The sequence below is a fragment of the Salinisphaera hydrothermalis C41B8 genome, from assembly GCF_000732535.1.
Classification (GTDB): Bacteria; Pseudomonadota; Gammaproteobacteria; order Nevskiales; family Salinisphaeraceae; genus Salinisphaera; species Salinisphaera hydrothermalis.
Genome location: NZ_APNK01000007.1, coordinates 42,864 through 68,017 on the forward strand (window position 1 = coordinate 42,864; position 25,154 = coordinate 68,017).

Below are 25,154 nucleotides of genomic sequence, written 5' to 3' on the forward strand. Positions count from 1 at the left end.
ATCTATATATCTCCCTCAATCCGACCCGTCAGTCCAAGCTGAGCGGCTACGCCATAAGGCACCGCCAAGCCCGCTCGGCCGGCTGCCAACGACCGCCGGCGCGCCTCACCTGCTCACGCAGCTCACGTTCCTGGTAATCGATCTTGACGAGTACGGGTTCCTCGGCCGCCCGCTGCATTAAGTGCTTCTCGCGGCTGCTGGCCGGGCGCCAGGGCACAGTCTCTTCGATGAGTTCGACGGTTTTGTGCCGCTGCCCGCTAACCTCGTCGTAGCGATACCGCACACAAACCAGCCGCTCGCCATACTTCTGAACCAATTGCTTGGTCCCGTTCTGGCCCGGCTTTAGATGCAGTCGAGCTTCCATAGGCGCCCCCTCGCGCCAGGGCCTGTTGCCGCCTCACACGGCGCCGCGCTGGCAGCCATTTTTCCGCAAGGCAAGGCGCAACGAGTGGCTTAGTCCGCTCCGAGCAAGCGTAGTCGCAACGCCGTATTACGCAAAAATGGCTGCCGGCCCTTCGGGTTGCAGCCCAAAATCGCGCCATCCGGCGTTGCAGGACTTGACCGCAGAATGACTGCGGCCGGCGTCCCGCGCCTTGGCTGACACAATTTTGGACCGCAACGCGGCGTCGCGTGAAACGGCAACAGGCCCCAGCTCTAAATCGACGTTATCGCGATTTAATTGGCAAGTGAAGCCAATAAGTACCGCGGCGAAAGCGGCTCCTCGCTATCGTTTTGAGAAAGCGAGATTTCTTGAATTATGACGAGGCGATATTGGCAGCGACGCGCGCCCCGCACACGCGCATCGCCACCTTGTTGGCAAGACGGAGACGACCGGGACGGACGGCCGCCGCCATGATCCGCTTACTGACCTACCGCCCCCACCAGTTCGTCTTACCCAGATCCACCACTTCATCCCCACGCCCGTTCATCACGGCCCGCAGCATGTACAGCGAAAAGCCCCGTGCCTGCTTGGCCTCGATCTTCGGCGGCATGGACAGTTCCTGCTTGGCGGTGCGGACGTCGACAACCACCGGGCCGTCGTGTTCGAAGGCTTGCTTGAGCGCTTCGTCGAGGGCGGATGAGGTGGTGACCTTGATACCGCGGATGCCGAGCGATTCGGCGAGTTTGGCGTAGTCGACCTGCGGTAGATCGGTGGTGGAGTCGATATAGCCGGCGACTTTCATTTCCATCGCCACGAAGCCGAGGGTTTCGTTGTTGTAGACGATGACCTTCACGGGCAGGTTTTCGGCCGCGAGCGTGATGAGATCGCCCATGAGCATGGAGATGCCGCCGTCGCCGGCCAGGGCGACGATCTGGCGGTCGGGGAAAGCGACCTGCCAGCCCAGCGCCGCGGGTACGGCGACGGCCATGGAGCCGTGCATGAAGCTGCCGGTGAGGCGGCGCCCTTCGGTCATACGGATATAGCGGGCGGCCCAGACGGTGGGCGTGCCGACGTCGGCCGTGAACACCGCATCGTCGTGTGCCAGCGCGGAGACGCGGGCGGTGAGGTATTGCGGGTGCAGCGGTTCGTTGTCTTCGCGCGGGGTGGCAAGATCGTCGAGGTTTTCGCGGGCTTTCTTGTAGTGGGCCTGGCAGGAGTCGAGGAATTTGGTGCTGCTGTTTTCCTCGAGCTTGGGGATGAGCGCGGCGAGCGTGGGGCCGATATCGCCGACCAGGCCCATCGTGAGCGGCGAGCGCCGGCCGAGGTGCGAGCCGCGGATATCGATCTGCACGACATTACCGTGCTCGGGGAAGAATTCGCGATACGGGAAGTTGGTGCCCAGCATGACCAGCAGATCGCAGTTTTCCATGGCGTGGTAGCCAGAAGAAAAACCGATGAGCCCGGTCATGCCCACGTCATACGGGTTGTCGTATTCCAGCGATTGCTTGCCGCGCAGTGCATGCACGATCGGCGCCTTGATGCGCTCGGCGAACGCCAGCACTTCGTCGTGATAGCCGTGGCAGCCGTAGCCGCCGAGAATCGTGACTTTCGACGCCTTGTTGATGTGCTCGGCGAGCACGTCCAGCGCGTCGTTGGGCGGCACAACCGTGGGGCGAACCGGCGGGTGCCAGTTCATGGAATGCTCGGGCGCATCGGCGAGCGCGACGTCGCCCGGCAGCACGATGACCGACACCGAGCGATTCACGATGGCGCTGTTCATCGCTGCTTCCAGCACCTGCGGGATCTGGGCGGCGTTGGAGACCAGCTCGCAATAGTCGCTGCACTCCTGAAACAGGTTCTGCGGGTGCGTTTCCTGGAAATAGCCGAGCCCGACTTCGGAGGACGGAATCTGGGCGGCGATGGCCAACATCGGCACATGCGCCCGCTGCGCCTCGAACAGACCGTTGACGAGATGCAGATTGCCGGGCCCGCAGGAGCCGGCACAGACCGCGAGCCCGCCGTGGGCATCGCCCTCGCCGGCCGCGGCGAGGGCCGCGACTTCTTCATGACGCACGCCGATCCAGCGGATCGCCTCGCGCTTGCGCAGCGCTTCGGTAAAGCCGTTGAGCGAATCGCCCGGCAGGCCCCAGACGTTCTTCACACCGGCCTGGATGAGCAGATCCGCGAGCACATCCGCAATCGTGTTTCGGGCCATCGAGCAACCTCCTGGGCGGCGCCGGAAATCCCGCGCCTGAATGAATCGCTTCATCGTACACGCAGCTTTCCGGCAACGCTTGGCGCGACCTCGACGAGCCTCGAGCCGAAAGTTGACTGAATATTCAGTCAGGATAATAATCGGCGTATTGGAAGCGCTTTAACGCGCGTGTTTTTTGAACCGAGCCGCCATGTCCCGCCGACACGACAGCGACGAAACCCGCACCCGCATCCTCGCGGCCGCCGTGCGTTGCGTGGCCCGGCGCGGGGTGCGCGGGCTGCGCATGGCCGATGTGGGCCGCGAGGCCGGGGTGTCGTCCGGCCTGCTCTACTACCACTTCGCCGATCGCGACGGGCTGCTCGCGGCCACGCTGGCGCATGTGAACGACACGGCCGCCGCCGGCCGCAGCTCGAACGAAGTCGCCGGCCGGTCCGCGCTCATCGACAACCTCGTCGATGAAATCTCGGACGACCCGGAAGTGCGCGACCACGCCGCCGCCTGGCACGAGATCAACGCCTCGGCCGTATTCGACGAGCGCCTGGCCGCGCCGCTGCGCGAGACCACGGCCGACTGGCAGGCCCGCATCGCCAACGCGCTGGTCGCTACCGCGCCCGCGGACGCGCCCTGCGATCGCGAAACCGCGGAAGCCGAGGCCGTGATTGTCACCGCGCTGGTCGATGGCCTGCTGCAACGCTGGCTGACCGGTCGCTTGTCCACGAACGATGCGCGCGCGCTGCTGCGCCGTGCCCTGATTCAGCAATTCGGCGGGTCCGCCGCCGGGAGCAACGCATGCAACTGATCGAAAACACCCACCCGCCCGCCTCGCTGTCCCGGGCCGAGGCCTCCGAGCGCGCGCCGCTGCGTGTGGCGCTGATCCAGCATGCCTGGCAGCCGGATCGCGATGCGCTCGTCGCCCATCTGGACGCGGCCATCGGCCAGGCGGCCGAGGCGGGCGCCAAGGCGGTGTTTCTGCCGGAGATCACGCTGCTGCGCTATCCGGCCGATCAACGCGCCACCGGCACTGCCGCCGACGGCGCGGAAGACCTGAAAACCGGGCCGACGATGACGTTCGCCCGCGCGGCCGCGAAGCGCTACGGCATCGCCGTGCATGCCTCGCTCTACCAGCGCGACGACGGCGCCGACGGGCTGGGCCTGAACACGGCGATTCTGATTTCGCCCGAGGGCGAGCTGATCGGCGAGACGCACAAGCTGCATATCCCGGTCACCGAGGGCTATTTCGAGCACACTTATTTCCGCCAGGGCCCGGCCGACAACCCCTACCCGGTGTATCGCCATGCCGCGCTCGACAACGCGGCCATTGGCCTGCCGACGTGTTGGGATGAGTGGTTCCCCGAAGTCGCCCGGGCGTATTCGCTGGGCGGCGCCGAGATTCTGGCCTATCCGTCGGCGATCGGCTCCGAGCCGGATTTCCCCGATTTCGATACCCAGCCGCTGTGGCAACACGTAATCGTGGGCAACGGCATTGCCTCCGGCACGTTCATGATCGTGCCCAACCGCATCGGTAACGAAGGCCGCATCACGTTCTATGGCGGCTCGTTCATCTCCGACCCGTACGGGCGGGTGCTGGTGCAGGCCCCGCGCGACGCCGAGGCGATTCTGGTCACCGATCTGGATCTGGACCAGCGGCGCGACTGGCTCACCCTGTTCCCCTTCCTCGCCACGCGGCGACCCGATACCTACGGCGCGCTGACCGCGCCGGTCGACCCCGACCGGCCGCTCGGCGGCACGCCCGAGGCCCATGACCATGAGTGATGTGATGACCGGCTGGCGGATGCCCGCCGAAACCGCCCTGCAGACACGCGTCTGGATGGGGTTTCCCCCGGCCGGGCCGACGGCCGGCGAAAGCGCGCAGGCGCTGGATGAAGCGCGGCGGGCCTGGTGCGCCGTGGCGCATGCGATTGCCGAATACCAGCCGGTGACAATGCTGGTGGACCCGGCCGACGAAACCACCGCGCCGCGTTATGTCAGCCAGTACATCGAGCGCGTGACCGTGCCGCTGGACGATGCGTGGCTGCGCGATATCGGCCCCAGCTTCGTGCTGGACGACGACGGTGCGCTCGGCGCGGTGAACTGGCGCTTCAACGGCTGGGGCGAGCGCGAGTGGGCGCAATGGGATAAGGACAACCGCGTGGCCGCCGCGATCGCGGAAATGGCGGGCGCGACGCGCATCGATTCCAAGCTGGTCAACGAAGGCGGCGGCATCGCCGTGGACGGCGCCGGCACCGTGTTGCTCACCGATACCGTGCAGCGCGACCCGCGGCGCAACGCGGGCATCTCGCGCGCGGCGGTAGAGGCCGAGATGGCGCGCACGCTGGGCGCCGACAACCCGATCTGGCTGCCGCGCGGGCTGCATCGCGACGCCGAGCGCTTCGGCACTTTCGGCCATGTCGATATCGTCGCGGCCCTAGTGTCGCCGGAGTGCGTGGCCATCCACGACCAACGCGACCCGGCCCACCCGGACCACGCGATCAGCAGCGAGGCGATGGACGTATTCGAGTGGAAAACCACCGCCGAGGGCGCGTCCTGGCACATCGCGCGCATACCGGCGCCGCGCACGCTTCGTGATGCCGAGGGCTTCGTCGACTACAGCTATATCAACCACTTGCCGATCAACGGCGCGGTGATCGTGCCGACCTTCGACGACCCGTCGGATGCCGAGGCGATGGCAATGCTGGCCGATCTGTATCCGCGCCGGCGCATCGTCGGCGTCGACGGGCGCGAGATCTTCGCCCGCGGCGGCGGCGTGCACTGCATCACGCAGCAGCAGCCGCAGTGTGAAACCGACTGAACCGGCCGTGCCGATAGACGGCGGGCTTGAGTTCGTCGGCCCGCCGTCGTCAACGTCGCGCCCATGCGCCGGCGCGCACCGGCCATTCTCGACACCATGTTGCGCCGCAATCCCGGCACGGCGGTCGCGCTGACATTCTCTGGCCGGGTTTAGGGCGCCCCACCCATTGCGCACAGGCCGGCGAGCCGGCGGCACGGCCTGGTCGCCCGGGATGGCTTCATTGCGTTGTCTCGCCTCTCGTCATTTTGCCGGCCACGCCGGGCACGGGTTCGCACGAAACCTCAACACGCCCCAGGGCGTGTTGAGGTTTCGTGAGAGCGCCGCGTTGGTGTCCGAAAATCGTGTCCGGCAAGGCGCGAGTCGCCGCGTCGTGGCGTGCCACGACCCAGACTCGCAACGCCGCCGGGCGCCCCTGGTTAATTTTTTATGGGCGGCCCAACCCGAAGGGACAAGCGCCCAACAATTAACGACACGACGGCAATACAGCGTTATAGCTCTCTCGCGTAGAACGACTACGCCACGTTCGCTACGCCTCGTCTTGCCGCAAAACTGCGCTTGGCGCGGACTCGCACGAAACCTCAACACGCCCTACCCTGAGCGGCTGATTATCTTCCCGAGCGATCGTCATGTCCGAAGATCGAAGTCCCGAGACCCGGCTGTCCGCCCGGGCCGTCTATCAGACCGTGCGCTACGACGGCGAGCAGGAGATGGCGCGGCCGGTCGGCTCGCTATGGTGGTCCGGCGTGGCCGCCGGCATCGCGCTCGCGAGTTCGGTGGTCGCCAAGGGGCTGCTGCACATGGAGCTGCCGGACACGCCGTGGCGTGCGCCGATCGCCGACATCGGCTATTGCGTGGGCTTCGTGCTGGTGGTGCTGGGCCGCATGCAGCTGTTTACCGAGAACACCATTACCGTGGTGCTGCCGCTGATGGCCAAGCCGTCCTGGCGCGGCCTGTACTGCACGTCGCGGCTGTGGACGGTGGTGTTCGTCGCCAACATGGTGGGCACGTTCATCGCCGCCCTGTTCGTGAACATGGCCGGCGTGGATGCGCCCAACCAGCTGCACGCGTTCAACGAAGTGGCCGCTCAGGGCGTGCTCGGCAGCGACTGGGTCGGCAACATGCTGCGGGCGATCCCGGCCGGTTTCTTCGTCGCGGCCCTGGTCTGGATGCTGCCCAATGCCCGCGGGTTCGAGATCTGGGTGATCATGCTGCCCACTTACATCATCGCGCTCGGCGGCTTCGCCCACGTGGTGGTCGGTTCGATGGAAGTCTGGCTGCTGATCCTGGCCGGCCAGCTGGGCGTGGTCGACGGCCTGTGGGGCTTTGTAGCCCCCGCGCTGCTCGGCAACGTGCTGGGCGGCACGGTGCTGTTCTCGCTGCTGGCCTACGGCCAGGTCCGGCGCGAGATCTAAACGGCGCTACGACGGCGGCCGGCCAGCGTCGACTCCATGAATAGGATGGGCGACGGGGAATCCCCCGCCGCCCGATACCGAGCCGGACCACCAGCCGCATGGGACCGCGACGACGGCAGGCCAGCCCGATAGGATGCGCTCCGGGCGACGCGCCGGCGCGGGACCAGCGCCGTCTATTCGAAGCGGCTTGGCCCGCGACGTTATCAGCCGCCCCCGGGTTCTCCAAGCACGAATTGCCGGGGGCCGCTCCAGTCGACATCAACCGCTTAAAAACCGCGCGCCGAACCGGCGAAATCGCAGGCGTCGACAAAACGCGCGCACAAAGCCTCGATGATGGCCTGATCCGCGGCCGAAAAACGGCCCGGTATCGGGCTGTCGATATCCAGCACGCCCCATAACCGCCCCTCGACCACGATCGGCACGACCAGCTCCGAACGCGAGGCTGGGTCGCAGGCGATATGGCCGTCGAAGGCATGCACGTCCTCGACGCGCTGGGTCTGCAGACTCCGCGCCGCGGCGCCGCATACGCCGCGCTCGAACGGAATGGGATTACACGCCGGCAACCCCTGGAACGGCCCGAGAATCAGCACGTTGTCCTGGCGTTGCAGATAGAAACCCGCCCAGTTCAAATCGGCGAACTGCTGCCGGATAAAGGCGACGGTCTGGGCGGCGTTGGTGAGCCAGTCGCGCGTGTATAGCAGGCTGGCGAGCTGGCGTTCGAGCAGGTCCGAACCCATCGAAGACTCCGCATAAAAACCGGGCGCCAGCATCGGCCAAAACGGTAACGCTCACAACCGCACCGGTGCGCGCAACATGAACCGGCGGGGAAAAACGGTTATTCTGGTCGGTTTTTGCCCTGGTACGTTCAATGACCGATGCCCGTTCCGGCGGCCGAATCGACAAGCTCACGCTGAGCCTGTCGGTCGGTTTCGTCGCCGTCTTTCTTGTCGCCTCGCTGTTCGATCTTTCCGGCGTTTCCAGCGCCATCAGCGCCGGTTTCAGCTGGACGGCCAAAACGCTTGGCGCCTACTTCGAATGGTTGCTGCTCGCCACGTTCTTCATCGCGATCGGCATTGCCATCAGCCCGGCCGGGCGGGCGCGCATCGGCCAGGCGGACGAGCCCGATTTCAGCACGTTCCAGTGGCTTTCGATCATCATGTGCACGCTGCTGGCCGGCGGCGGCGTGTTCTTCGCGGCAGGCGAGCCGGTCTATCACTTTCTGAATACGCCGCCGGCGTTCGATACCCAGGCCGGCACCGCGGCCGCCGTGCCCACGGCACTGGCCCAGGCGTTCATGCACTGGGGTTTTCTGGCCTGGGCCATTCTCGGCGCGCTGACCGCCGTCGTGCTGGCGCGCGCGCACTATGACCGCGGCATGCCGCTGCGCCCGCGCGCGCTATTGTCGGGCGTGTTCGGCGAACGCCTGATCGCCGGTCCGCTCGGCAGCGTGGTCGATGCCGTGTGCGTAATCTCGGTAGTCGCCGGTACGGTCGGCCCGATTGGCTTTCTGGCCACCCAGGTGGGTTACGGCCTGCATGTGCTGGTCGGCACGCCCTCCGGGCTCGCGACGCAACTGACCATCGTCGCTGTGCTGGGCCTGGTCTATGTCACGTCGGCCGTGACCGGCTTGGCGCGCGGCATTCAGTGGCTGAGCCGTTTCAACGTGATTCTGGCGCTCATCATCGGCGCGGTGATCATCGTGTTCGGCGCCACCGGCTTTCTGATCAACGCCTGGACCGAAGCGATGGGCACTTATATCAGTGCCTTCTTCACCATGGCCACGCAAACGCCGCTGACCGCGCCGGCCGGCTGGCTGAAATGGTGGACGATTTTCTTCTTTGCGTGGTTCATCGGCTACGGCCCATTGATGGCGATCTTCGTGGCGCGTATTTCGCGCGGGCGCACGCTGCGCCAGATGATCGTCTCGGTCGCGATCCTGGCGCCAATCGCGACCACGGTCTGGTTCACACTGCTCGGCGGTTCGGGCATCTATGGCCAGATGCATGGGGCGTTCGATCTTGCCAAGCCGCTATCGGCGTTCAAGTTCGATGTCGCCACGCTCACCGTCGCCCAGTCGCTGCCCGGCGGGCTGTTCATGGCGCTGGCGATTCTATTGCTGACGTCCATCTTCGTCGCCACCACGGGGGACTCCATGAGCTATGCCATCGCCGTGGTGCATACCGGCGATGAAAACCCGCCGGCCGGCCTGCGTGCGTTCTGGGGCATTCTGATGGCGGCCATGGCCGCTGTGCTGCTCGCGATGGGCCATGGTCAGATCAGCGCGCTGCAACAGTTCATCGTGATTACGGCCATCCCGGTATCGCTGGTGCTCCTGCCCTCGCTCTGGACCGGCCCGCGAGCCGCCATGGCGATGGCCCGCGATCAGGGCGTGGTGTAAGCCGCCCTGCCCGAAGCGCAGCCCGGCCGGGCTGCGCTCGCTCGATCCCGTCGGGCCGCCGCCAGACCGACGTGGCTGGCCGGCGGGCGTTGCCGCGCGCGCCGCGCGGCAACGCTAGGTGATCCTCATCGAGAGTCCGCGCCACTCGCGCCCGGCGCCACAGGGCAGGACTCCGCCCCTGCTCGGTCACCTCGATTACTCGCGTTTCACGAAAAAACGTTGCCGAGTCAACGCGCCGGCGCCGAAGGCGACCGGCGCTGGCCCGCTGCCGGCCGCATTCGCGACCCCCGACCCGAGCCCGCCGCTGGGTAGCCGATCGTTCGATGAGCGTATCCGCCGCCGGTTTCCCGTGCTAAGGATAAGATCAAGTGCTGGCCTTGTTTCGATAGATGAATAGTCGTGGATTTTCGGCGGAATGCCGTATGGGCAAATGATCGAGGGGGCGCAATATGAGACCGCAGCAGTCACACACTCCGGAGCTTGTCGATAGCCGGCAGGCCATACGCAACTATTACCTGGCCGACGAGTACCGGGTAATCCACGAGATGATCGCCGGCGCGCAGCTGTCCGCCGCCGAACGCGAGGCGATTTCCGCCCGCGCGGCCGATCTGGTTCGCCGCGTGCGCAAGAACGCCGCGCCCACCATCATGGAAAAATTCCTCGCGGAATACGGCCTGACGACCAAGGAAGGCGTCGCGCTGATGTGTCTGGCCGAGGCGCTATTGCGCGTGCCGGACAACATGACGATCAACGATCTGATCGAGGACAAGATCACCTCCGGCGCGTGGAGCACGCACCGCGGCAAGGCATCGTCTTCGTTGATCAACACGGCCACCGTGGCCTTGTTGATGACCAGCAACCTGCTGAAGGATTCCGAGCGCAACAGCGTGGGCGAGACGCTGAACAAGCTGCTCAAGCGCTTCGGCGAGCCGGTGATTCGCAAGGTCGCCAACCAGGCGATGAAGGAGATGGGCCGCCAGTTCGTGCTCGGCCGCGACATCAAGGAGGCCCAGCGCGAAGCCAAGGACTACATGGCCAAGGGCTATACCTATTCCTACGACATGCTGGGCGAAGCCGCGCGCACGGACGCCGATGCCAAGCATTATTTCGAATCGTACTCGAACGCCATCGACAGCATCGCCAAGGCCTGCAAGGGCGACGTCCGCAAGAACCCCGGCATTTCGGTGAAGCTGTCGGCGCTGCTCGCCCGCTACGAATACGGCAACAAGGACCGGGTGATGAACGAGCTGCTGCCGCGGGCGCGCACGCTCGTGAAAAAAGCGGCCGCGGCGAACATGGGCTTCAACATCGACGCCGAGGAGCAGGATCGTCTGGACCTGTCGCTCGACGTGATCGAGGCCATCGTGTCCGATCCGGAACTGAAGGGCTGGGACGGCTTCGGCGTGGTGGTCCAGGCCTACGGCAAGCGCGCGGCCTTCGTGATCGACTGGCTCTATGGCCTGGCCGAAAAATACGACCGCCGCTTCATGGTGCGCCTGGTCAAGGGCGCGTACTGGGACGCCGAGATCAAGCGCGCCCAGGTGATGGGGCTCAACGGTTTTCCCGTGTTCACCCGCAAGGCCTGCAGCGACGTGTCGTTCCTGTCGTGTGCGACCAAGCTGCTGAACATGACCGATCGGATCTACCCGCAGTTCGCCACGCACAACGCGCATTCGGTGTCGTCCATTCTCGAGCTGGCCAAGGCCAACGGCGTGGACAACTACGAATTCCAGCGTCTGCACGGGATGGGCGAATCCCTGCACGACGAGGTGATCAAGGTCAGCGGCGTGCCCTGCCGTATCTATGCGCCGGTCGGCCCGCACAAGCATTTGCTGGCCTATCTGGTGCGTCGCCTGCTGGAAAACGGCGCCAACAGTTCGTTCGTGAACCAGATCGTCGATACCAGCATCACGCCGGAAGAAATCGCCAAGGACCCGATCGAGACGGTCAAGTCGATGGGCGAAAACATTTCCAGCCGGGCGATCGTCCATCCGTTCAAACTGTTCGGCGAGCAACGGCGCAATTCCAAGGGCTGGGACATCACCGACCCGGTGACAATGGCCGAAATCGACGCGGGCCGAGAGCCCTATCGCGACCACGCGTGGACGGGCGGCCCCATGATCGCCGGCCCGGTCTCCGGGACGGAAATACAGGTTGTACACAACCCGGCCGACCCGAACGACGTCGTCGGCCGCGTGACCCAGGCCTCGGAACAAGACGTCGACACCGCGATCGCCGCGGCCCAGGAGGGTTTCAAGCGCTGGTCGGCCAAGCCCGCCGAAGAGCGCGCGGCCTGTCTGCGCAAGGTCGCCGATCTGTACGAAGAACATGCCTACGAGCTGTTCGCTCTGGCCACCCGCGAAGCCGGCAAGTCGCTGGCCGATGGTATCGCCGAGATCCGCGAGGCCGTGGATTTCGCGCTCTATTACGCCAACGAGGGCGAGCGCTACAAGGACAGCGGCGACGCCCGCGGCGTGATGGTTTGTATCTCGCCCTGGAATTTCCCGCTGGCGATTTTCACCGGCCAGATCATGGCCAATCTGGTGGCCGGCAACGCGGTGTTGGCCAAGCCCGCCGAGCAGACGGCGCTGCTGGCCGCGCGCGCGGTGGCCTTGATGCACGAGGCCGGCATTCCGGACGACGTGATCCAGCTGTTGCCAGGCGCGGGCGCCACCGTGGGCGGCGCGCTGACCTCCGACCCGCGGGTGGCCGGTGTGTGCTTTACCGGCTCCACCGCGACCGCGCAGCGTATCAACAAGGCGATGACGGAACATATGGCGCCGGATGCCCCGTTGGTGGCCGAAACCGGCGGCATGAACGCGATGATCGTGGATTCCACCGCGCTGCCGGAGCAGGTCGTACGCGATGTGCTGGCATCCTCGTTCCAGAGCGCGGGGCAACGCTGTTCTGCCCTGCGCATGCTGTATCTGCAGAAGGATATCGCCGACAGCTTGCTGGAAATGCTTTACGGCGCGATGGACGAACTGGGCATCGGCGATCCGTGGCTGCTGTCGACCGACGTCGGCCCGGTGATCGATGAAACGGCGCGCAAGAAAATCGCGGACCACTGCGCCAAACACGAAGCCAACGGCCGATTGCTGAAGAAACTGCCGATCCCGGAACAGGGCACGTTCGTGTCGCCAGCCGTCATTCGGCTCGACGGCATCGAGGACATGGAAGAAGAAATCTTCGGCCCGGTGCTGCACGTCGCAACGTTCGCCGCCAAGGACATCGACAAGGTGGTGGACGCCGTCAACGCCAAGGGCTACGGCCTGACGTTCGGCCTGCATACGCGCGTCGACCGGCGCGTGGAGCGTGTCTCGAAGCGGATCAAGGTCGGTAATACCTACGTCAATCGGAACCAGATCGGCGCCATCGTCGGCTCGCAGCCCTTCGGGGGCGAAGGCTTGTCCGGTACCGGCCCGAAGGCCGGCGGCCCGCACTATGTCCGGCGGTTCCTCAAGGGCGAAACCGTCACGGTGCCGGCGGACACCGACAGCAAGCCGGTGACCGCCGAGGCGTTGCAGAAACTCATCGACGAGGCCCAGTCGGCCACGGTCCAGCCGCCCGAAGAACGCATGGCCGCCTTGCAGCCCCTCTTCGCGCAGGCGCCGGCCCCGCTGGACGCTGAAACCGAAGAATTACCCGGGCCGACCGGGGAACTGAACCGCCTGTCGAATCATGCCCGCGGCGTGGTGCTGTGTCTGGGGCCCAACAAGCAAACCGCACTCGAGCAAGCCGCCACCGCGTTGTCGCAAGGCAACAAAGTGGTGGTGATCGCGCCCGGGGTGGCAAGCGAGGTAGAGCGGGCCGCGAAGGCCGGATTACCCATCGTCGGGGCAGACGGCCATGTACAGCCGGAGGCGTTGAGCACGGTGACGGGTTTCGAAGCGGTGGCGAGTTCTGCCGAACAGGACACGCTGCGCACCTATCGACGGGCCCTGGCCCAACGGGAGGGTGCCCTGCTGCCGCTGATCACCGAACACAGGCTCGACCAACGGTTCGTGATCGAGCGCCATCTCTGTGTCGACACCACGGCCGCCGGCGGCAACGCGAGCCTGATCGCGGCGTCGGAATAAGCACCGACCGACCGGCCGGCACCCGCGGCGCGGGTGCCGCCCAGCCCTAGGGTCTGGGCGGGAATCGGCAACCGGCCACCCCAAACGGTGACTAGCCGTCGTATGGCCGTTGGCCGCCGCCCGGACAATCGTAAATACCGCGCCGAGTCGCGAGGCTCGTTTGACGTCCGGGCGGTATGGCCGCGGCACCGCATACCGCCCATAGCCTGCGCGAACCCCTTCTACGATAAGCCAACGGCGGCCAGCGCCCACACGCGGACATCGGCCCGCGACCCGTGGCGTAACGCGGGTGTTTCTCCGCTGACGCCTGCGGCCCAGGGTCCGGTAACAATTTTTTACACCGACCAAGGTCGCAGAATTACCGCGTCCGCCAGGCCTGATATCGCCCTAACTCCTTGATGAATATAACGACCGCCTCGGCTCCGTTCGACGGCCGCCGTATATCGCCACGTACGACGGCGCGACGGATTCGACTTTTAGCCGTACAGTGGTTTCACGGGTTTCAACAGACTGTCATGTTCGCGGACGGGGCTGAGCGACACGTGAACCTCAGCGCGACATAAAGACGGTGGCGACATGGATAAAACGACTCGGGCCGAAGCGCCGCATACCGCGCTGGGCTTCTATCACAAGATTTCGCATCTGCGCGCGGATACCTGGAATGCACTGACGAACGATCTGGCCGATCTGGAGCGCCTTGGGAAGTCGAACCGGAGCCGCCGGCTGATCAAGGCGATCCGGATCAAGCTGACACGGCTCGAGATCATCGAGGATTACCACGCTTTTCCGTCGAGCGAGGATTTCCGGCATCTCTGGTTGCTCTTCAACCAGGGCGATTACGCGCAGCTGGGGCGCGTGGTGAATCGGTTGGTCCGTGCGCTGGTCAGCGAGTCGTACCGACGGCGGCCGATCGACCTGAGCGATACCGACGCCGAGGATCTCGAGAGCTACGACGCGCTCGATCGCTTCCGGCGCGGCCACCCGAGCTTCAATTCGTCGAGCCAGCCGTACTTCGAAGTTCTGCTGGTCGATAATCTTTCGTCCCAGGAAAATGAGGTCGTGCGCGACGCGTTCTATCGCATGCGGCGTACGGAAGACCGGTTCGTGTACGACGTGGTGACCGTACGCAGCTTCGAGGACGCGCTGATCGCGGTGCTGGTCAATCCGAACATCCAGGCCTGCCTGATCCGCTACGAGTTCCCGTACAAATCGAAGTACAACCTGAGCGCGATCCGCGGCGCCCTGCAGGGGCTGTCGGAAACCGATATCGAGAACCAGCCCGCGGCCGAGCGCAGCATCCAGCTGGGCGCCATGATTCATCAGCTGCGTCCGGAGATCGACCAGTTCCTGGTGACCAACGGCGAGGTCGAAACCACGGCCAGCCGCGATATCGATCACTTCACGCGTATCTTTTATCGCGAAACCGACTATATCGAGCAGCACCACACCATCCTGCGGGCGATCGACAATCGATACCGCACACCGTTTTTCGATGCCCTGCGCGAATACAGCCGCAAGCCCACCGGCGTATTCCATGCCATGCCCATTTCGCGGGGCAAATCCATCACCCGGTCGCACTGGGCCGGGCAGATGATCGATTTCTACGGCATCAATATCTTTCTGGCCGAAAGCTCGGCGACCTCCGGCGGGCTCGATTCGCTGCTGCAGCCCTACGGCCCGATCAAGAAAGCCCAGGAGTACGCGGCCCGCGCCTTCGGCTCGCGCGAGAGTTTCTTCGTCACTAACGGCACGTCGACGGCCAACAAGATCGTCGTGCAAGCGCTGGTCAAGCCGGGCGATGTCGTGCTGGTGGATCGCGATTGCCACAAGTCGCACCACTACGGGCTGGTGCTCAGCGGGGCCTACGCGAGCTATCTGGATTCGTACCCGCTCAACGATTACTCCATGTACGGCGCGGTGCCGCTCGAGACGATCAAGAAGACACTGCTGGCCTATAAACGTGCCGGCCGGCTCGATCAGGTCCGCATGCTGCTGCTGACCAACTGTACGTTCGATGGCGTGGTGTACGACCCGCGCCGGGTGATGGAAGAGTGTCTGGCGATCAAACCGGATCTGATGTTCCTGTGGGACGAAGCCTGGTTCGCCTTCGCCACGTTCAATCCGACCTATCGACCGCGCACGGCCATGAACGCCGCCAGCACGCTGCGCGACCGGTATCGCAGCCGGGCCTATCGCCGGGAATACGCGGCCTGGAAAGCCAACTTCGACGCGATGGATCCGGACGACGACGCCACCTGGCTGGGCCAGCGCCTGATGCCCGATCCGGATCAGGTCCGTATTCGGGTCTATGCCACGCACTCGACGCACAAGACACTGACGTCACTGCGCCAGGGCTCGATGATCCATATCTACGATCAGGACTACCGGCAGAAAGTGGAAGCCACCTTCCACGAAGCCTATATGACCCATACCTCGACCTCGCCGAACTATCAGATTCTGGCGTCGCTCGATGTGGGGCGCATGCAGGCCGAGATGGAAGGCTTCGAACTGGTTAACGCCCAGATCGAAACCGCCCTGTCGCTGCGCGAACAGATCTATAACCACTCGCTGCTGAAAAAATACTTCCGGGTCCTCAAGAACGCCGACATGATCCCGGCCGAATATCGCCAGTCGGGTGTGGACAGCTATTACGACCGCCACCGCGGTTGGCATCAGATCGAAGAAGCCTGGTCGCAGGATGAATTCGTGGTCGATCCGACCCGGGTGACGATCGCCATCGGCAACACCGGCGTCGACGGTAATCAGTTCCGCACCGATTACCTGATGAACCAGTTCGGTATTCAGATCAACAAGACCTCGCGCAATACCGTGCTGTTCATGACCAACATCGGCACTTCGCGCAGTTCCATCGCTTATCTGATCGACGTACTGATCCGCCTGGCCAAGGATTTCGAACGCCGCTGGGAAGATAGCGGGCGCAGCGAACGCAAGGTGATCGAGCAGCGGGTGACCTCCCTGACTCAGGATCTACCGCCTCTGCCCGATTTCAGTCGCTTCCACGACGCGTTTCGGCCGTCGCCGGACAGCACCACGCCGGAAGGCGATATCCGGCGGGCGTTCTTCCTCAGCTACGACGACGAAAACACCGATTATCTGCGCTTCGACAACGGGGCGCTGCAACGGGTCATGGAAGAAGGCCGCGACGTGGTCTCGGCGAGTTTCGTCATTCCCTACCCGCCGGGCTTTCCGGTGCTCGTGCCCGGGCAGGTCATCAGCCACGAAATTCTTGATTTTCTGAAGGCGCTGGACGTCAAGGAAGTGCATGGGTACCGGCCGGAGCTCGGGCTTTTGGTTTTCAATGAACAGGCATTGTCAAAGGCGTCGAATCCATAGGGGATCGGCGCAGTCGCGCGCCGCGCTGCGATTGGGGCGGCGCGCAATGAAGCAACGGCACGAGCGGCCTCGGCGCTCGTCCCCTTTGGATACACAAGACGTTAGGTGGAGTAGCGCGGTATCGCGAGCATCGTGAAATCTGAATTTATCCGTTTTTTCAGGGCGTTCGGCACCGTGTTGCTTTACCCTTTTACTTAATCGATCGAAATTGTGAAGAAGAGGACTATGACGCCGTTCGCTATTGCAGGCATCCAGATGTACGTTTCCGCCACGAGCAGCAACGTCGAAGGTATGAGAAACCGAATCGACGCGCTCATGGCAGTTTATCCATGGGTCCAGATGGTCGTGTTCAGCGAGCTGGCCGTGTGTGGCCCTCTGACCTCGAAAGCGCAGTCGCTGCCCGGGTCGGCCGAGACCGCACTGGCCGAAGCCGCGGCGAAACACCAGATATGGCTGGTCACCGGCTCGATGTTCGAGCGGGCCGAGGACGGCAGTATCTACAATACGGCCTCGGTCATCGACCCGAATGGCGACGTCGTGGGTCGCTACCGCAAGATGTTCGTCTTTGCGCCCTACGAACAGGGTGTCGCGCCCGGCGAGGAATTTTTCGTATTCGACGTGCCAGGCGCAGGCCGCTTCGGCATGACGATCTGCTACGACACCTGGTTCCCGGAAGTCACGCGGACGCTGGCCTCCATGGGCGCGGAGGTCATCCTGCGCCCGACGCTGACCGGCTCGATCGATCGCGATGTCGAACTATCCATCACGCGGGCATCCGCTGCCATAAACCAGTGTTATCTGTTCGATATCAATGGCCTGGGCGCCGGCGGCAATGGCCGTTCGATCGTATGCAATCCGCATGGTCAGGTCCTGCACCAAGCCGGCAGCAGCGAGGAATTCATCCCGCTGGAGATCGACTTCGACAATGTTCGCCGCTCGCGTGAACGTGGCGTGCTGACCCTGGGCCAGCCGCTCAAGAGCTTCCGCGACAAGCCGGTTGAATTTCCCATTTATCAAGCGGGCGCCCATTCCCCGTATCTCGATTCACTCGGTCCGTTGACAAAGCCCCAGCGGCTATCTATCAATCAATGTTCAAGCGATACCGATGGCGCGTCATCCGGCGCCTATTCCGCCGCCATGTCCGACGCCGATACGCCGACGCAAGAAAACTCATAAAGGGGGAACCAGCCATGGGGCATCCGAATACCGACGCCACTCAATCCACTCAAACGCTCCATGGCCTTTCCGATATACGGCGGTTCTTCCGTCGTAACGAAACGCCGATTTATTTCATCAGCGCGACGAATTTCAATCTGCTGGGCGCCGATGAATGGGTACACCATTTCAAGTACATCAATTACATCGACTGCTTCGACGGTCAGCATCCGAATCTCTTCGTGCCGCCCGAGATTGCGCACAAGGAATTCCAGAGCATCGAGGACATCAACAACTACCTGCTCGAGCACAAAGCGGTAGCCGACTATGTCCACAGCCGTGGTCCGGGCAAGGCGCTCTTCCTGATGTTCGACGAGACCACCGAGCAGCTCGCCCGCGAGCTGGATCTCGAAGTCTGCTTGCCGCCGGCCAGCCTGCGTCAACATCTGGACGACAAACTGGTGACCACCCGCATCGCGGAAGCCGCCGGCATCAAATGCGTGCCCAATGTCATGGGGACCGTGGACTCTTACGAAACGCTGCGTCGCCTGTCCGCCGACCTCGGCGACGAGCTGGTGGTTCAGACCGCGTTCGGCGATTCGGGCCATACCACGTTCATGATTTCCGACGAGGAAGACTGGGCCGAGCACGCGGACGAGATCGTCGGTGCCGGCGACGTGAAGATCATGAAGCGGATCAAGCCGCGGGGCACGGCGGTCGAAGCCTGCGTCACGCGTCATGGCACCATCGTGGCGCCGATCATGACCGAACTGGTCGGCTTTCCCGAACTCACGCCCTATGAAGGCGGCTGGTGCGGTAACGAAATCTTCGCCAACGCCTTTACCCCCGAGCTACGTGATCAGGCCCGCGACGCCACGCTCGCCATGGGCGAATGCCTGAAGCGTGAAGGCTACCGTGGCTATTTCGAACTCGACTTCCTGATCGATCGCGACACCGACGAGCTCTATCTCGGCGAGATGAACCCGCGGATCACGGGCGCCAGCTCGATCACCAATCACGCGGCGTTTGCGCTGTCCGACATGCCGTTGTTCATGTTCCATCTGCTGGAGTGGATGGGCGTGGACTACACGCTCGACGTGGACGAGATCAACGCGCGCTGGGCCGACCCGGTCAACATCGATTGCTGGGGCCAACTGGTCATCAAGCACACGGTCGACTCGGTCGGCGTGATCACCCAGGCGCCGCCAACCGGCATCTGGTGGATGGACGGCGACGGCAACGTCAACTTCTCCCGCTACGATACGCATCGCTATCACGTGGAAAGCGAGGCCGAGGCGCTGTTCGTGCGCATCGCCGGCATCGGCGATTACTGGTACGAGGGCGCGGACCTGGGTATTCTCGTCACTCGAGGCCGTCTGATGACCGACGATTTCGAGTTGAATGAGCGCGCCCGCGCCTGGATCGACGGCATCACCGCGCATTTCCGGGCTTCGGCGCCCACCGCCGAGAACGTGGGGCATCTGGCTCCCGGCGCGCTGCAGGCCCATCCGGCCCCGGGATCGTTCAAGCTGCTGTAATACAAGGCACTGGAGTCGACCGCGAGCGGGAGTGCGATGCGCAGCGCTTGCGGCCGACTCGGCTCTGGCGGCTGCAGAAAACGCGCCGTCGGCCGATACGAAACCGCGAACGGGCTTTTATCTGTTCGTGATGCCCTCATACTGGGGGCTGTGGCGCTTGGCCGGCACCTCGTGTCATCGAGGTATTCACGCCTGTATTCGGCCCTTCTTCAAGCCAGGCGCCTCCCCGAGCACGCCAGACCAGAGGTTAACGGGATGAGCGGTCCAACTTCATCAACGCTGCACGCGCCCGGCGCGTACCGCCTGGCCTCGATCGCAGAGGACGCGCCCGGCCCCAAGTGGCGAGCCCTGTTCAACGCGCATTGGCCCCAGTATCAGACCTGGTTTCTGTCCGAAGGCGAACTCGCGCGCCCGGGATACATGACGTCGGTACGCCATCTGCGCCAGGCGATGCCCGAGCTCATGCCGGTTTACGAGCAATTGGTCGAACTGGCCGGCGGCGGCGATCTGGCCGCGCGCTTCCTGAGTTTCTATCGGCCACCGCCCTATCTGCTGGGTTGCTCGCAAGCCGTATGGCGCGGCCCACATCCGCTGCTGGTGCGCAACTACGACTACAGTCCGATCCTGTTCGAATGGGCGTTGCTCAAGACATGCTGGCTGCGCCCCGTGATTGCCATCAGCGACTGCCTCTGGGGCGTGCTGGACGGTATCAACGACGCCGGTCTGGCCATATCGCTGGCCTTTGGCGGGCGTAAAACCACGGGTGATGGTTTCGGCGTGCCGTTGATCGTGCGCTATCTGCTGGAAGTGTGCGACGACGTTCGGCAAGCCTGCCTGGTGTTGCGGCGCATCCAGGTGCACATGGCGTACAACCTGACGTTGCTGGATCGATCCGGCGTTTTCGTCACCGCTTATCTGGCCCCCGATCGTAAGCCACGCTTCGTGCGCTCGCCCGTCAGCACGAACCACCAGGATCGTGTCGAATGGCCGGCCTACGCGCGCATGAGCGCCAGCATCGAGCGCCGAACCTTCCTCGAAGACCGGCTGGCCGATCGTCACGAGACCGCGACGCGTTTCGTGAATCGGTTTCTGCAGCCGCCGATCCATCGTGTCCGCTACGATCGCGCATTCGGCACGCTCTACACGGCCATCTATCACCCGACCGAGGGACGGGTGGAATATCGCTGGCCCGGCGGCCTGCGCTTGCAACAGTCCTTTGCCTCCTTCCACGAAGGACAAACGCCCGTGCATCTGACGCAATCGGCAGCCTAGGTCGTGTCGTCACGAGATACGCCCTAGCGCACGATCCGGCCATCGCTCGCACCCAAAGCCACCGAGTGAACATCCCGCCCACCACGTCGGGACGCAGTGTATGCAGACCTCCGGCGATACCAGTCGCCACGACCTAACCGCCCGCCCCTGGCATATCGTCGGCGCGGGCCGCATCGGCGCGTTGGCCGCCTTTTATCTCCAACGTGCCGGCGCCCAAACGATTGGGGTCCGCCCCGGGTCGGCGCATACACGACGCTTGTCGATCGGCTTCGACCAGCACGAGGACGGTGCGGGCTCACACCTTGCCCTTCGGGTCATTCCACCGAGCGAATGCGCATCGGTCTCTCGACTGATCGTGGCCTGCAAGACACCCTATACCGACGCCGCGCTGGCCCGGGTATCGCTGACCGACGACGCGACCGTCGTGCGGCTGCAGAACGGGATGGGCAGTCTCGACGGCCGGATCACCGGACATCAGCGGATGATTGGTGCCGTGACCGCCAGTGCCGTGATGAGCGAAACGCACGATAGGCTGCGCGTGGTGGCCGAAAACGCGACCATCTTCGGCGGCGGGGAGCGCCCGGCCTGGTTCGACGCTCTGGCCGCGCATTGGCCCCAATTGAGCTGGGCGCGCGATATCCGACCGCCGCAATGGCGAAAACTGGTCGTCAACGCCGCGCTCAACCCGCTGACCGCGATCCACGACGTCCCCAACGGCGCCCTGCTGGAACGGGCCGATCTGTACGCCGACATGACGGCGCTGATCGACGAAGCCGACACCGTGTTGGCTCGCCTGGACCCTGCATGGCCGGCCGATTCGCATGCCGACGTCGCCGCCGTGGTGCGCGCGACTGCGGCCAATACCTCCTCGATGCGCGCCGATATCCAGGCCGGCGCGATCACCGAGATCGACGCCATCAACGGCTGGCTGCTGCGCCAAGCTGAAACACTCGATCTGGACTTGCCGACGCATCGACGCGTCGTGGCACAGATCCGCCAGCTCGAGTCGACCTGAGCATGCGTTCGCTGGAGGCTGCGTTCGAAGACCTGTCGAAATCGCGTTTTCGCTCGCGCTTCAAGCTCCGTGCGCGCGAACAGGCCGACCTCGATCGGCACGGCCTCGAGGTCATTCGCGGGCACGCCGCGCGCTTCGTCAGCGAGCGGCTGGCGCCGGCCGAGCCCGCCAACGACGGTCAGCAGACGCCGATGCGCAATCATCCAGTGTTCGTCGCCCAGCATGCGACCGCCACCTGCTGCCGCAGCTGTCTGGCGAAATGGCACGGCATCGCGCCGCATCGTGCGCTGACCGAAGCCGAGCAGCGGTATATCTGCGACGTGATCGTGGCCTGGCTCGAACCGCGGCACGACTCGTCGAAGGTCGAGCTGCCGCGTCAGAGAGCGTTGTTCTAGTGCGTTTTCACCCTTCGTCCAAGTTGGGCGGTTCTCTTCGTTCCCCAAGGCATTTGACGGTTTCAGTCCGCCAATGAACGCCCAAAAGCGCAAATGGCGGACTGGGTTTGCGACATCCCCGGTTTCCGGGCGCCACGTGACTGATCTCTTCGTTCTTTAAGGCATTTATCCGCAGATTACGCAGATCACACAGATGGCGGTTAATCGCTGGAGACGCCGGCTCGATCAGGGCGCGAATAGCCCAATGCGCTTCGTTTCCTGACGACTCCATTCGAGTGACAAGCATCGTTCGCCCCCCTCACCGGTGAGCGGCTCATACCTACGACGCCGCGAAATTACGGCCGCATCTCGTCAACTGCGGATCGGTTTCTCCGGTGATTGAAGCAGAGGTAGGTCGGCTTAGGCCACAGGCCGTAAGCCGACATGGTCGACCGACCGCAGCATTACTCCCGATGTACCGCCCATGTCGGATGACGCTCCGACCTACATCGATTCGACCGCGTCGAGCGGTTCTCGTCGTTCCTCAAGGCCTTGATCCGCAGATCGACACAGATCACGCAGATGGCGGTTAGCCATCGGGGGCATAAGTTCGTTCAGGGCGCGAATTGCGGTATGCCCTTCGTTCGAAAGCGAATCATTCGAGCTTCACAAGCCTCGTTCGACTCCGCCGCCCGTTAGCGCCGCCTCGGACCCGCGACGTCGCGAAAGCCGAACCGCATCTGTGTAAATCTGCGGACAGTATTTCTCCAGGGAACGAAGCCATAAAAGCACAGCAGCGCCCCGCATCATCCGGGTCCAAATACCAGTCCGCCATTAGCGTTCATTTGCGGACTCGAATCACCAACTCTTGGTTTCGGGGCGCCACGCGACCTGTCTCTTCGTTCCTTAAGGCATTGATCCGCAGATCGACGCAGATCACGCAGATAGCGGTTAGCCATCGGGGACATAAGTTCGTTCAGGGCGTGAATTGCGGTATGCCCTTCGTTCCCGCACGAATCAATTGAGTGAGAAGCCTCGTTCGACTCCGCCGCCCGTTAGCGCCGCCTCGGACCCGTTACCTCGCGAAAGCCGAACCGCATCTGTGTAAATCTGCGTTGATCTGCGGACAGTCTTTCTCTGGAACGAAGCCCTAAAAGCACAGCAGCGCCCCGCATCATCCGGGTCGAAATACCAACCCGCCATTCGCGTCATTCGCGTTTATTTGCGGACTGGATTTCGCGACACCCCGGGGGTCAGGGCGCCACGGTCATGATCTTGCGCCGCCCACCGGCGGCACCGAACGCCGCAACGCCAGATAATCGGGGCGTATCTCGGTCTCGACATGCAGCGATACGTCGGCGATCGCGATGTCATCGGCATGAGGCGGGCAGGCGATGCGTACCCGTCCCGCGGTATCCGCATGGCAGCTTTCGCCGTTGAACAAGAACGTCTCGCCCTGGCCAACCTGATTGACATAGACATGCGGGCGCCGATTCTCCAACGCGCGCGCCTGAACGCACAGGCGATGGTCCGGGCCGAACGGGCGCATGTTGGCCGATATGCTAATCAGCAATTCGGCACCGCCCACGGCCAGCGCGCGGCCGATTTCCGGGAATTCGATGTCGAAGCAGATCATTAGGCCGACACGCACGCCGGCCAGTTCGACAATTTCCAGCGTCTCGCCGGGTACAAAGGCCTCGGACTCGTCGCCGAACAATTGGATCTTGCGATAGCATCCGGCGATACGCCCGTCACGATCGATGGCTAGTGCGCTGTTGGCTACGCCGCCATCGGCCCGCTGCTCGGCCAACCCGATCACGAGGGCGGTATCGTGACGTTGCGCCGCCGCGCGCAAGCGTTCGACCCGTGGGCCGTCGAGCGACTCGGCCAACGATGCAAGGCTGGTGGTGGTGTAGCCGGGCAAAAACAATTCCGGCCATACCATCAGGTCAACGTCGGGGTGATCGGCCAGCGCGGTCTCGACCACGGCCAGATTCGAATCGGGTTCGCCCACACTCGGACGAACCTGAGCGAGTGCGATACGGGGACAATCGGTACTGTGCATGGCGGACAATCCGTTTTCGATAAAGCCGATTCGCGCAACGCTCCGATGCGCATCGTCGCGGCGCGGTCGCCCGACCTTACCGCTATCGGCAACCGCCCGCATGCCCACAATAGACGACCCCGATCGTCCATGCGGCTCAACGCGGCGGAAAAGGGTTTGGCCTGATGCGATGCATGGCCGACGAATTCTCGGCCAGTAGCAAGTTACCGCGTCCCGACCGCGCCCTACACCGATGCGTTATCGGCGCCTGCCGGAGCGTCCGCCCATCCGGCCACGAGCCAATGGCCGTCGCGCGCCTGGGCGTGTTGCGGTTTGACACGATTTCGAGCTCTGCGCCTCCCGGCGCATGATGATGCCCAGCCTTTCAGAACGTGGGCGGGGTCGCGGCGCTAACCACCACGCATTCTTCGTCGAACGGGTTACGCATGCGATGAGGGCGACGGCTGTCGAAGTAATAGGCGTCGCCGGGCTCCAGAATGCTCACCTCGTCACCGACCGTCAGCTCGAGCCGGCCGGACACAACGACCCCGCCTTCTTCCGAGCTGCGTGTTTCCTGGCTCCCATGACTGAACAGCGATTCGCCCGTATCCGCGCCGGGCGCGTAGTGCTCGTGCAGGATCATCATCGCCGAGCCGGCGAGATTACGGCCCACCTGGCGATACGAGATCGAGCTACCGTCGGCCAGTTCCACCAGTTCGTCGGACCGATAAACCACCGGCGCCGACTCCGGTAGCGGGCCCGAGAAGAACGCGCTGAGCGTAGTTTCCATGGCATCGAGCACGGCCTTGAGCGAACTGATGGACGGGCTGTGCCGCCCGCGTTCGATCAAGGAGATGGAGACATGACTGATGCCGCAGCGCCGTGCGAGCTCGCGAATCGACAGCCCACGGCTTTGGCGAAGCTGCCTCAGACGTTCGCCGGCCGTCAACTGAGACGGAATATCTGCCAACGTGTTCCCCCAAGTTGTATCCCCTAGCGAAACCATATCGTTGTATGTTGCAGAAATGAAGCCCATGCAACGTTGCATGACGCCAATAAGAGCCGATTCCGATAGGCTCCAAAGAAGACGGGGCCCGAAGACCCCGT

Annotated in this window: 17 protein-coding genes; 12 read left to right on the forward strand and 5 right to left on the reverse strand. The window is 64.0% G+C overall.

The annotated features are described in order from the left end of the window. Positions 1-46: 46 nt before the first annotated feature. A complete protein-coding gene (locus tag C41B8_RS06820) occupies positions 47-364 on the reverse strand; it encodes a hypothetical protein (RefSeq protein ID WP_198025094.1) in 318 nt (105 codons plus the stop codon). Positions 365-869: 505 nt separating this feature from the next. Next, a complete protein-coding gene (gene poxB / locus C41B8_RS06825; RefSeq protein ID WP_037335902.1) occupies positions 870-2,597 on the reverse strand; it encodes a ubiquinone-dependent pyruvate dehydrogenase in 1,728 nt (575 codons plus the stop codon). A 190-nt stretch (positions 2,598-2,787) separates the two neighbouring features. On the opposite strand from poxB, the gene C41B8_RS06830 reads away from it, so the two are divergent. The 4 genes from C41B8_RS06830 to C41B8_RS06845 all read left to right on the forward strand — a co-directional run bounded on the left by C41B8_RS06830 (position 2,788) and on the right by C41B8_RS06845 (position 6,818). Further along, the gene (locus C41B8_RS06830; protein ID WP_037335906.1) at positions 2,788-3,396 is read left to right on the forward strand and encodes a TetR/AcrR family transcriptional regulator; all 609 of its coding nucleotides are present in this window, start codon (positions 2,788-2,790) and stop codon (positions 3,394-3,396) included. Continuing rightward, positions 3,387-4,370, forward strand: coding sequence for a nitrilase-related carbon-nitrogen hydrolase (locus tag C41B8_RS06835; protein WP_037335908.1), 984 nt, complete (start codon positions 3,387-3,389; stop codon positions 4,368-4,370). Before C41B8_RS06830 ends, C41B8_RS06835 begins: the two co-directional genes overlap by 10 nt. Next, positions 4,363-5,406: an agmatine deiminase family protein gene (locus C41B8_RS06840; protein WP_198025095.1), complete on the forward strand. Its 1,044-nt coding sequence runs from the start codon at positions 4,363-4,365 to the stop codon at positions 5,404-5,406. Before C41B8_RS06835 ends, C41B8_RS06840 begins: the two co-directional genes overlap by 8 nt. Before the next feature lie 626 nt (positions 5,407-6,032). Further along, positions 6,033-6,818 carry a formate/nitrite transporter family protein gene (locus C41B8_RS06845; RefSeq protein WP_037335911.1) on the forward strand — a complete coding sequence of 262 codons (786 nt, stop codon included), beginning with the start codon at positions 6,033-6,035 and terminating at the stop codon, positions 6,816-6,818. A gap of 266 nt (positions 6,819-7,084) precedes the next feature. On the opposite strand, the gene C41B8_RS06850 is transcribed toward C41B8_RS06845, so the two are convergent. Next, a complete protein-coding gene (locus tag C41B8_RS06850) occupies positions 7,085-7,555 on the reverse strand; it encodes a GAF domain-containing protein (RefSeq protein WP_037336090.1) in 471 nt (156 codons plus the stop codon). Positions 7,556-7,686: 131 nt separating this feature from the next. Here C41B8_RS06850 and C41B8_RS06855 point away from each other — a divergent pair, with 131 nt between their 5' ends. The 8 genes from C41B8_RS06855 to C41B8_RS06890 all read left to right on the forward strand — a co-directional run bounded on the left by C41B8_RS06855 (position 7,687) and on the right by C41B8_RS06890 (position 22,024). Next, positions 7,687-9,216 (forward strand): BCCT family transporter, encoded by a 1,530-nt coding sequence (locus C41B8_RS06855; protein WP_037335913.1) that lies wholly within the window; start codon positions 7,687-7,689, stop codon positions 9,214-9,216. A 449-nt stretch (positions 9,217-9,665) separates the two neighbouring features. Further along, positions 9,666-13,295 carry a bifunctional proline dehydrogenase/L-glutamate gamma-semialdehyde dehydrogenase PutA gene (gene putA / locus C41B8_RS06860; protein WP_037335915.1) on the forward strand — a complete coding sequence of 1,210 codons (3,630 nt, stop codon included), beginning with the start codon at positions 9,666-9,668 and terminating at the stop codon, positions 13,293-13,295. Between the two features lie 576 nt (positions 13,296-13,871). Then, positions 13,872-16,649: an aminotransferase class I/II-fold pyridoxal phosphate-dependent enzyme gene (locus C41B8_RS06865; RefSeq protein ID WP_037335917.1), complete on the forward strand. Its 2,778-nt coding sequence runs from the start codon at positions 13,872-13,874 to the stop codon at positions 16,647-16,649. Positions 16,650-16,874: 225 nt separating this feature from the next. After that, entirely contained in the window at positions 16,875-17,825 is a 951-nt protein-coding gene (locus C41B8_RS06870) for a carbon-nitrogen hydrolase family protein (RefSeq protein WP_084188618.1), read from the forward strand. 14 nt (positions 17,826-17,839) lie between these two features. Beyond that, positions 17,840-19,342, forward strand: a complete 1,503-nt coding sequence (locus C41B8_RS06875) for a biotin carboxylase (protein ID WP_051883200.1) — start codon at positions 17,840-17,842, stop codon at positions 19,340-19,342. Between the two features lie 255 nt (positions 19,343-19,597). Next, positions 19,598-20,614, forward strand: a complete 1,017-nt coding sequence (locus C41B8_RS06880; protein ID WP_051883201.1) for a C45 family autoproteolytic acyltransferase/hydolase — start codon at positions 19,598-19,600, stop codon at positions 20,612-20,614. 100 nt (positions 20,615-20,714) lie between these two features. Next, positions 20,715-21,629 carry a ketopantoate reductase family protein gene (locus C41B8_RS06885; RefSeq protein ID WP_051883202.1) on the forward strand — a complete coding sequence of 305 codons (915 nt, stop codon included), beginning with the start codon at positions 20,715-20,717 and terminating at the stop codon, positions 21,627-21,629. 2 nt (positions 21,630-21,631) lie between these two features. Continuing rightward, the gene (locus C41B8_RS06890) at positions 21,632-22,024 is read left to right on the forward strand and encodes a DUF4186 domain-containing protein (RefSeq protein WP_037335920.1); all 393 of its coding nucleotides are present in this window, start codon (positions 21,632-21,634) and stop codon (positions 22,022-22,024) included. Between the two features lie 1,246 nt (positions 22,025-23,270). Here the strand turns inward: C41B8_RS06890 and C41B8_RS06895 are convergent. Continuing rightward, entirely contained in the window at positions 23,271-24,068 is a 798-nt protein-coding gene (locus C41B8_RS06895) for a nitrilase-related carbon-nitrogen hydrolase (RefSeq protein WP_198025097.1), read from the reverse strand. Positions 24,069-24,432: 364 nt separating this feature from the next. After that, positions 24,433-25,017 (reverse strand): cupin domain-containing protein, encoded by a 585-nt coding sequence (locus tag C41B8_RS06900; RefSeq protein ID WP_198025098.1) that lies wholly within the window; start codon positions 25,015-25,017, stop codon positions 24,433-24,435. Between the last annotated feature and the right edge of the window lie 137 nt (positions 25,018-25,154).

What these genes read in the sequence shown, in the direction of transcription:
- C41B8_RS06820 (WP_198025094.1), bottom strand. Translation starts at nt 364, where the DNA reads ATGGAAGCTCGACTGCATCTAAAGCCGGGCCAGAACGGGACCAAGCAA.
- poxB (WP_037335902.1), bottom strand. Translation starts at nt 2,597, where the DNA reads ATGGCCCGAAACACGATTGCGGATGTGCTCGCGGATCTGCTCATCCAG.
- C41B8_RS06830 (WP_037335906.1), top strand. Translation starts at nt 2,788, where the DNA reads ATGTCCCGCCGACACGACAGCGACGAAACCCGCACCCGCATCCTCGCG.
- C41B8_RS06835 (WP_037335908.1), top strand. Translation starts at nt 3,387, where the DNA reads ATGCAACTGATCGAAAACACCCACCCGCCCGCCTCGCTGTCCCGGGCC.
- C41B8_RS06840 (WP_198025095.1), top strand. Translation starts at nt 4,363, where the DNA reads ATGAGTGATGTGATGACCGGCTGGCGGATGCCCGCCGAAACCGCCCTG.
- C41B8_RS06845 (WP_037335911.1), top strand. Translation starts at nt 6,033, where the DNA reads ATGTCCGAAGATCGAAGTCCCGAGACCCGGCTGTCCGCCCGGGCCGTC.
- C41B8_RS06850 (WP_037336090.1), bottom strand. Translation starts at nt 7,555, where the DNA reads ATGGGTTCGGACCTGCTCGAACGCCAGCTCGCCAGCCTGCTATACACG.
- C41B8_RS06855 (WP_037335913.1), top strand. Translation starts at nt 7,687, where the DNA reads ATGACCGATGCCCGTTCCGGCGGCCGAATCGACAAGCTCACGCTGAGC.
- putA (WP_037335915.1), top strand. Translation starts at nt 9,666, where the DNA reads ATGAGACCGCAGCAGTCACACACTCCGGAGCTTGTCGATAGCCGGCAG.
- C41B8_RS06865 (WP_037335917.1), top strand. Translation starts at nt 13,872, where the DNA reads ATGGATAAAACGACTCGGGCCGAAGCGCCGCATACCGCGCTGGGCTTC.
- C41B8_RS06870 (WP_084188618.1), top strand. Translation starts at nt 16,875, where the DNA reads ATGACGCCGTTCGCTATTGCAGGCATCCAGATGTACGTTTCCGCCACG.
- C41B8_RS06875 (WP_051883200.1), top strand. Translation starts at nt 17,840, where the DNA reads ATGGGGCATCCGAATACCGACGCCACTCAATCCACTCAAACGCTCCAT.
- C41B8_RS06880 (WP_051883201.1), top strand. Translation starts at nt 19,598, where the DNA reads ATGAGCGGTCCAACTTCATCAACGCTGCACGCGCCCGGCGCGTACCGC.
- C41B8_RS06885 (WP_051883202.1), top strand. Translation starts at nt 20,715, where the DNA reads ATGCAGACCTCCGGCGATACCAGTCGCCACGACCTAACCGCCCGCCCC.
- C41B8_RS06890 (WP_037335920.1), top strand. Translation starts at nt 21,632, where the DNA reads ATGCGTTCGCTGGAGGCTGCGTTCGAAGACCTGTCGAAATCGCGTTTT.
- C41B8_RS06895 (WP_198025097.1), bottom strand. Translation starts at nt 24,068, where the DNA reads ATGCACAGTACCGATTGTCCCCGTATCGCACTCGCTCAGGTTCGTCCG.